The organism is Brevibacillus choshinensis, assembly GCF_016811915.1.
Classification (GTDB): Bacteria; Bacillota; Bacilli; order Brevibacillales; family Brevibacillaceae; genus Brevibacillus; species Brevibacillus choshinensis_A.
This window is the reverse complement of record NZ_CP069127.1, coordinates 1-7,500: the sequence shown is the minus strand read 5'-3', so window position 1 is coordinate 7,500 and position 7,500 is coordinate 1. Positions and strand designations below refer to the sequence as shown.

Genomic DNA, 7,500 nt, shown 5'->3' with positions numbered 1-7,500 from the left:
CAGATTTATAAGGTGGTGCCGGCAATAGGACTTGAACCCACAACCCCCTGATTACAAGTCAGGTGCTCTACCAATTGAGCTATACCGGCATTTATGAAAGTGATGAATGGTGGCTCGGGACGGAATCGAACCGCCGACACGAGGATTTTCAGTCCTCTGCTCTACCGACTGAGCTACCGAGCCTCAAGCATTTTGTGATCCACCATTGCTTGAGTAGTAATGGCGGAGCTGACGGGACTCGAACCCGCGACCTCCGGTGTGACAGACCGGCGTGAACTCCAACTTCACCACAGCTCCATGATTATTTCTTTTTTAAAAGTGGTGGAGGCTGACGGGATCGAACCGCCGACCCTCTGCTTGTAAGGCAGATGCTCTCCCAGCTGAGCTAAGCCTCCATGATGGTGACCCGTAGGGGATTCGAACCCCTGTATGACAGCGTGAAAGGCTGCTGTGTTAAACCGCTTCACCAACGGGCCATATGTATGTTGTGCGAATGGTGCTCCCGACAGGAATCGAACCTGCGACCTCTTCCTTACCATGGAAACGCTCTACCGACTGAGCTACAGGAGCGAAAATGGCTCCTCGGGACGGACTCGAACCGCCGACCGATCGGTTAACAGCCGATTGCTCTACCAACTGAGCTACCGAGGAATATTTCGATTTCCAGGCCGAGGCCTAAGGAGATAAATGGTGGAGCTGAACGGGATCGAACCGATGACCTCCTGCTTGCAAGGCAGGCGCTCTCCCAACTGAGCTACAGCCCCGTAAAAAAACAAATATAATGGTGGGCCTAGGCTGACTCGAACAGCCGACCTCACGCTTATCAGGCGTGCGCTCTAACCAACTGAGCTATAGGCCCGTGTTCCTTCTGGATCTTTAATCTAGCATATATTTTCACTGAATGCAATAGAAAAAGTGATTTTTTTCTCTCTTTCTAAAAAAACTTGCCTATTCTGGTCTGAAAACAATCATTTTTTGTGTGTTTCATATAAAAGCCCATCTGTTTAATTAGATCACAGATCACACCAATTGAATAGGGGGATCTTCCAAAACAGAATAAAAAACTCAGCTATCCGCAAATGTATAAGAATACACCGCTAGCGAATAGCTGAGTCCCTTACCACAATGACCCATTCACTCTTTAATTAAATATCCAGATCACGCACTGTAGCAGCGAATTGTTCAATAAACTCTCTGCGCGGCTCTACTTCATCACCCATCAATGTCTCAAACACACTGTCCGACTCCATGATGTCTTCCAGATTTACTTGCAGAAGGGTACGCATGCTGGGATCCATCGTCGTCTCCCACAATTGATCAGCGTTCATCTCACCCAACCCTTTGTAGCGCTGGATGTTCGGTTTCGGCATGGTTTTCAACGTTGCGAGAATTTCGTCGCGCTGCTGGTCTGTATAAGCGTAGTGCAACTGCTTGCCTTGCTTGATGCTGTAGAGAGGCGGCTGCGCAATATAAATATACCCCGCTTCAATCAACTGTCTCATATAGCGATAGAAGAACGTCAGCAAAAGGGTACGGATATGAGACCCGTCCACGTCGGCGTCCGTCATGATCACAACTTTGTGATAGCGAGCTTTGGAAATGTCAAAGTCTTCGCCTACACCTGTACCGAGGGCCGTGATAATCGCGCGGATCTCGTTATTCGCCAAAATTTTGTCCAGGCGGGATTTCTCTACGTTCAAGACTTTACCGCGCAGCGGCAGGATCGCTTGGAAATGACGATCACGGCCCATTTTCGCAGATCCGCCTGCAGAGTCACCCTCTACGATGAACAATTCGGATTCAGATGCATCCTTGGACGAGCAGTCTGCCAATTTACCCGGCAATGCACTGACTTCCAACGCACTTTTGCGTCGGGTCATCTCACGTGCCTTACGCGCTGCTTCACGAGCACGAGAAGCCATCAAGGCCTTCTCGACGACCTTCTTGGCGATTCCCGGGTTCTCCTCCATGAAGGTGTTGAAACGATCGCCAAAAACAGATTCCGTAATACTCCGCGCTTCCGAGTTACCGAGCTTGGTTTTGGTTTGACCCTCAAATTGGGGCTCCTGAATTTTGACGGAAATGATCGCAGTAATCCCTTCGCGAACGTCATCACCAGACAGATTCTGATCCTTTTCCTTCAAGAAGTTGAACTTGCGGCTATAATCGTTAATCACACGAGTCAAAGCCGTCTTGAAGCCTGTCTCGTGAGTACCGCCTTCATGCGTATTGATATTATTGGCAAAGGAATAAATATTGCTGAGGTAGCTGTCGTTGTACTGCAAGGCAACCTCTACCAGCAGGCCTTCTTTCTCCCCTTCGCAATAAATGACTTCTTCATGCAGTGCTTCCCTGTTTTTGTTCAGGTACTCTACGAATTGGACGATACCGCCCTCGTAGTGGAACGATTCTTCCCGCTCCTGGCCTGGACGAGCATCTCGGAGCGTAATCCGCAGACCTTTGTTGAGGAACGCCAGCTCTCGAATCCGCTTTTGCAAAATGTCGTACTCAAATACAGTCGTTTCGGTAAAGATAGTCGGGTCAGGCTTGAAGGTAACCTTGGTACCGGTCTCCTCCGTTTCACCTACGATCGCCAAATCAGCTTCCGGTGCCCCCATGATAAAACGCATGTGGTACACGTTGCCGTTTTGCTTGACTTCGACTTCCATCCATTCGGACAGCGCGTTTACAACCGAGCTACCAACTCCGTGCAAACCGCCGGAAACCTTGTATCCGCCACCGCCGAACTTACCGCCGGCATGCAAGACAGTCAGTACCGTCTCAACCGTGGATTTCCCGGTCTTTTCATGAATGCCCGTAGGAATCCCCCGGCCGTTATCGGTTACGGCGATGGAATTGTCCGGCTGAATGACTACCAAAATATTATCACAATAACCGGCAAGGGCTTCGTCGATCGCGTTGTCGACAATCTCCCATACCAGGTGGTGCAAACCGCGGCTACTGGTCGAACCGATATACATCCCGGGACGTTTCCGAACGGCCTCCAAACCTTCCAGTACCTGAATCTGACTGGCGTCGTAGTTTGTATCTTTCGTCGTCACTTGATCCACTACTTAAGTCAACTCCTCCACTTCAGCTTGTGCAAAGGGAACCTGATCCAAGCTGTCCACGAACTGAGCGCGTCGCTTCAGCGTCAGAGAAGAAATAGGTGAACAGTATATGGCGTCCTGGGTGATCACGTAGGACTTCGTTTCTTCCTCGCTGTGATCCACAATCGTTTTGCTTTTCTCATGCAAGAAAGCTTTGTTGATTTTTGAGGATTTCATCGTCTGATGATCAAGAATGGAAATGACTTCCTTCGTGCTCACCACAGTATCCCCACCAATGTGTATAAACATTCCTGTTATCCCTACCTTTCCCCCGATATGCTCCCTTCCTTCACATAAAAACGTGAGGCTTGCTGGAGAACCTGATGCTTTAAGCCTTCCACACCCGTGGTGCTTACAAACGTCTGTACACGACCCTGGATGGTCTCGAGCAATAAGGTTTGCCGATGTTCATCCAGCTCTGACAAGACATCATCCAACAAAAGAACGGGGTACTCGCCCACTTCTTCTTTAATCAGCTCGATTTCAGCCAATTTGATGGACAGCGCGCTGGTGCGTTGCTGCCCCTGCGAACCATACGTTTGCACATCCATGCCGTTCACTTTGAGTGAAAAGTCATCACGATGTGGCCCGATCAGTGTGCTCCCGCGCATGATTTCCCGGTCGCGCACTCCTTCGTAGGCAGCCAGGAGCAAATCTACTGCCTGTTCTGCCTCCAGCTCTTCTGTGACTGGTGAAGAATTTTCATAATGCAAAGAGAGCGTTTCCCTGCCGTCGGTAATGCCGGTGTGGATTTCTCTCGCCCACGTCTCCAGCTTCCGAATGAACTCAAAACGCTTCCGTAACAATTTTACCGCTAAATCGGCTAATTGGGTATTCCAAATTGCCAGCATTTCCAGAGAGTGGCTTTTTTTCATGGCCAAATCCTTCAAAAGCTGGTTTCTCTGCTGCAATACCTTGTTGTAATTGCTCAAATAGTACAGATAGGTCGGAGAAACTTGGCCAATCTCCATGTCGATAAAACGTCTGCGCTGGGCAGGCGCCCCCTTCACGATGGACAGATCCTCCGGAGCAAACATGACCACATTCAATGCACCCACGTAAGCACTGAGCTTTTGCTGCTCCATCCCGTTGATTTTGGCCCGCTTTCCCTTGGCTGTCAACTGCAGCTCCAAACGAACAGATCCGTAGCGACGTTGAACATCACTACGGACGGCTGCATAGTCGGCGTCCCACGCTATCAGCTCCTTGTCCCGGGGCGTGCGATGGGATTTTGCCAGGGCGAGTACGTATATGGACTCCAATACATTGGTTTTTCCCTGCGCATTGTTACCGATGAACAGTTGAATAGGGCCATCAAAGGATAGGGAAAGCGCTTTGTAATTGCGATAGTTGGTTAGCGAAAGGTTCTGGAGAAACAAGAATCACGCTCTCCTCTCAGCGGCTGACCACCTGATAGCGGCCATAACCTTCAATCGCCACTTCATCGCCTGGATACAGCTTGCGGCCGCGACGATTATCCAATTCACCATTGATGTGAATCGGCACCTCAGCGAGAAATGCCTTGGCCATGCCACCTGTATCAATCACGTCAGCCAGCTTTAAAAATTGCCCTAGGGCGATGTATTCGGTCTTGATGGAAACCTCACGCATGGTAGGGCCCCCTTTCTTTTACGTAAAAGCGTTCTTTTACGAGAAAACGCTTAGTAGGTACGAACCGGCAGGATCAAATGGAGCATCCAGTCGTGGTCAGTCGGGCGAATCACGAAAGGACTCATCGGGCCAGTGAAGCTTGCTTTGATCTCGCTGCTGTCAATCGCACGCAGCGCATCGATCATGTACTTGGCGTTGAAGGAGATCTTCAACTCTTCGCCATTCATCACTTTAGGCATCAGAATGTCCGTTACTTTCCCGATCTCCGGAGCGTTGGACGTAATCTCCACACTGCCATCTGGGAGCGTAACCAGCTTCACCACATTGGATTTGCCTTCACGGGAGAGCAAGGAAGCGCGCTCGATGGACTGCAAAAACTCTTTGGTGCTGACGGTGATTTCCGTTTTGCTGCCTTGTGGAATGATCCGGGTCGTGTCCGGGTAAGTTCCTTCCAAAAGGCGGGAGTAGAACAGGATATGCTTGGATTTCACAAGAATCTGGTTGTCAGCTACGACGATATCTGCAGGATTTTGTTCATCATCCAATATTTTGACCAATTCGTTACAGCTTTTACCCGGTACAACTACATTGTGGAACGACAAATCTTCACGGCATTCAACCATGGAGGTGCGACTGGCCAAGCGATGGCTGTCAGTGGCGACAAAACGCAGCTGGCCTTTCTCCAAAGACCACATCAAACCAGTCAAAATCGGACGCATTTCGGAAGTGGATACACCGAAAACGGTTTGACGGATCATGGATTTCAGCAAATCACAAGGAACGCTGAATACTTTGTCCTCTTCCAAATGCGGCAATTGAGGATACTCGCTTGCATCCATTCCGTTGATCGTGAATTCAGCCTGACCCGAGCGAATTTGGGTCACCAGTCGCTCGTCCACTTTGATATCGATTTCGTTGCTAGGCAATTTGCGTACGATTTCGCTGAAAATACGAGCTGTCAGAACAATGCTGCCTGGCTGATGAATGGTTACACCCCATTCTCCGGCTTCTTCCAAAGGAATTTGAACCTCGATGGAAATGTCAGAATCGCTTGCCGTCAGGGTCAAACCTTCGTCATCAGTTTTTATCTTAATCCCGGTCAAAATCGGAATGGTTGTTCGACTGGAAACCGCTTTGCTGACATGTGAAACAGCGTTAGATAGCTTGTCTCGTTGAACGGTGATATGCATCAACGTAGCCTCCCTCTCTCTAGCCATTATTTTTAGCCTGGCGCAGCCAAGTTTTTATGAGCCATGCATAATGGCTTCGCTTTTATCATATCTTATTAGGATAGATCTTTTTAAACAGAAGTAGTAATAGGGCCTGTGGATTTGTGGATATGTGGACTGATTACGTAAAAGAGAGCCTATACACATGTGGGTAAGTTGTGTATAGGCTTTTTGCGTTATGCACAGGTTTAATGATTGGCTTTTAGCTTTTCAATGAGCGATTGAATGGTTGTCTGCATTTGAGGATCGCTGGCCAAGGCACGGGAGATTTTCTCATGCGCATGGATGACGGTCGTATGGTCGCGTCCACCGAACTCATCACCAATCTTGGGCAGGGAAGCATCAGTCAGCTCGCGGGACAGATACATGGCGATTTGGCGTGGAAAAGCGACGGTTTTCGTCCGCTTTTTGGCCTTGAAATCCTCCAGCTTGAGACTGAACGCTTCGCCGACCGCTCTCTGAATATCCATGATCGTAATGACACGTGGACGAGAGGACGGAATGATGTCTTTGAGCGCTTCGGCAGCCAATTGCGTATCAATATCGCGGTTAATCAGGGAAGAGTATGCTACGACACGGATCAGAGCGCCTTCCAGCTCGCGAATATTGCTGTCGATCTGATTGGCGATATACGCCATGACTTCATTAGGAATATCCAGGTTCTCCGCTTTCGCCTTTTTTCGCAGAATCGCAATCCGCGTCTCGAGATCCGGCGGCTGGATATCCGTAATCAGGCCCCATTCAAAGCGGGAGCGAAGCCGATCTTCCAGAGTCGGGATCTCCTTTGGAGGCCGGTCGGAGGAAATGATGATCTGCTTGCTTTCTTCATGAAGCGCATTAAATGTATGAAAAAACTCTTCCTGCGTCGATTCTTTACCAGCCAGAAACTGAATGTCGTCAATCAGAAGAACATCTACACTCCGGTACTTGTTGCGGAATTCGACCGCTTTGTTGTCCCGGATGGAATTGATGAATTCGTTCGTAAATTTCTCAGACGACAAATAGACCACTTTTGCCGATGGATTGTGCTGGATTACATAATGGCCAATCGCGTGCATCAAGTGAGTCTTTCCAAGTCCAACGCCCCCGTAAATAAAGAGGGGATTGTAAGCTTTCGCGGGAGCCTCCGCAACTGCAAGCGATGCAGCATGGGCAAAGCGGTTCCCCGAGCCGATGACAAACGTGTCAAAGGTGTACTTGGGATTCAATATACTGGGTGGTTGATCATCTGCTGCCGCAGGCGTAGCAGGAGCTTTCACACGCGGGACAGGCTGTTCATCGGCAAATGCGGCATCCGGATTTTGCAGGACGACGAATTTTACCTTCATATTGATACCAGTCACTTCATATAGTGTATCGGTGATCAATTGAGAGTACCTGGTTTCGAGCCAATCCCTGGCGAAGTCGTTTGGCGCCACGACGATCAGCGCATCTTCTTCCAAAGTGGTTGCCTTGGTCGCTTTGAGCCAGGTATCGAAACTGGGTTTGCTTAGCGATTTTTCTATCTTGGCTAGGACTTTGCGCCATAGCTCGCTAATCGCTGCATCCAA

6 protein-coding genes and 9 tRNA genes are annotated in these 7,500 nt (G+C 49.4%); all 15 read right to left on the bottom strand.

Annotated features, from left to right (window positions below; translation table 11 throughout):
* Positions 1–13 precede the first annotated feature (13 nt).
* A tRNA-Thr gene (locus tag JNE38_RS00075) sits at positions 14–89 on the bottom strand.
* Between the two features lie 18 nt (positions 90–107).
* Positions 108–183: transfer RNA gene (locus JNE38_RS00070), tRNA-Phe, on the bottom strand.
* Positions 184–220: 37 nt separating this feature from the next.
* Positions 221–297: transfer RNA gene (locus JNE38_RS00065), tRNA-Asp, on the bottom strand.
* Positions 298–319: 22 nt separating this feature from the next.
* Positions 320–395: transfer RNA gene (locus tag JNE38_RS00060), tRNA-Val, on the bottom strand.
* Between the two features lie 4 nt (positions 396–399).
* A tRNA-Glu gene (locus JNE38_RS00055) sits at positions 400–476 on the bottom strand.
* A gap of 18 nt (positions 477–494) precedes the next feature.
* Positions 495–570 (bottom strand) — tRNA-Thr (locus JNE38_RS00050).
* 5 nt (positions 571–575) lie between these two features.
* A tRNA-Asn gene (locus JNE38_RS00045) sits at positions 576–651 on the bottom strand.
* Positions 652–688: 37 nt separating this feature from the next.
* Positions 689–764: transfer RNA gene (locus tag JNE38_RS00040), tRNA-Ala, on the bottom strand.
* A gap of 18 nt (positions 765–782) precedes the next feature.
* Positions 783–859: transfer RNA gene (locus JNE38_RS00035), tRNA-Ile, on the bottom strand.
* Positions 860–1,145: 286 nt separating this feature from the next.
* Positions 1,146–3,071, bottom strand: a complete 1,926-nt coding sequence (gyrB, locus tag JNE38_RS00030) for a DNA topoisomerase (ATP-hydrolyzing) subunit B (protein WP_203354746.1) — start codon at positions 3,069–3,071, stop codon at positions 1,146–1,148.
* 3 nt (positions 3,072–3,074) lie between these two features.
* Positions 3,075–3,359: an extracellular matrix regulator RemB gene (remB, locus tag JNE38_RS00025; protein ID WP_203354745.1), complete on the bottom strand. Its 285-nt coding sequence runs from the start codon at positions 3,357–3,359 to the stop codon at positions 3,075–3,077.
* An 11-nt stretch (positions 3,360–3,370) separates the two neighbouring features.
* On the bottom strand, positions 3,371–4,489 hold the full coding sequence (gene recF, locus JNE38_RS00020) for a DNA replication/repair protein RecF (protein ID WP_203354744.1): 1,119 nt from the start codon (positions 4,487–4,489) through the stop codon (positions 3,371–3,373).
* Between the two features lie 16 nt (positions 4,490–4,505).
* Complete coding sequence (yaaA, locus tag JNE38_RS00015) at positions 4,506–4,721, bottom strand: S4 domain-containing protein YaaA (protein WP_203354743.1); 216 nt, start codon at positions 4,719–4,721, stop codon at positions 4,506–4,508.
* Between the two features lie 50 nt (positions 4,722–4,771).
* Entirely contained in the window at positions 4,772–5,911 is a 1,140-nt protein-coding gene (gene dnaN, locus JNE38_RS00010; protein WP_203354742.1) for a DNA polymerase III subunit beta, read from the bottom strand.
* A 227-nt stretch (positions 5,912–6,138) separates the two neighbouring features.
* A complete protein-coding gene (gene dnaA, locus JNE38_RS00005; RefSeq protein ID WP_203354741.1) occupies positions 6,139–7,500 on the bottom strand; it encodes a chromosomal replication initiator protein DnaA in 1,362 nt (453 codons plus the stop codon).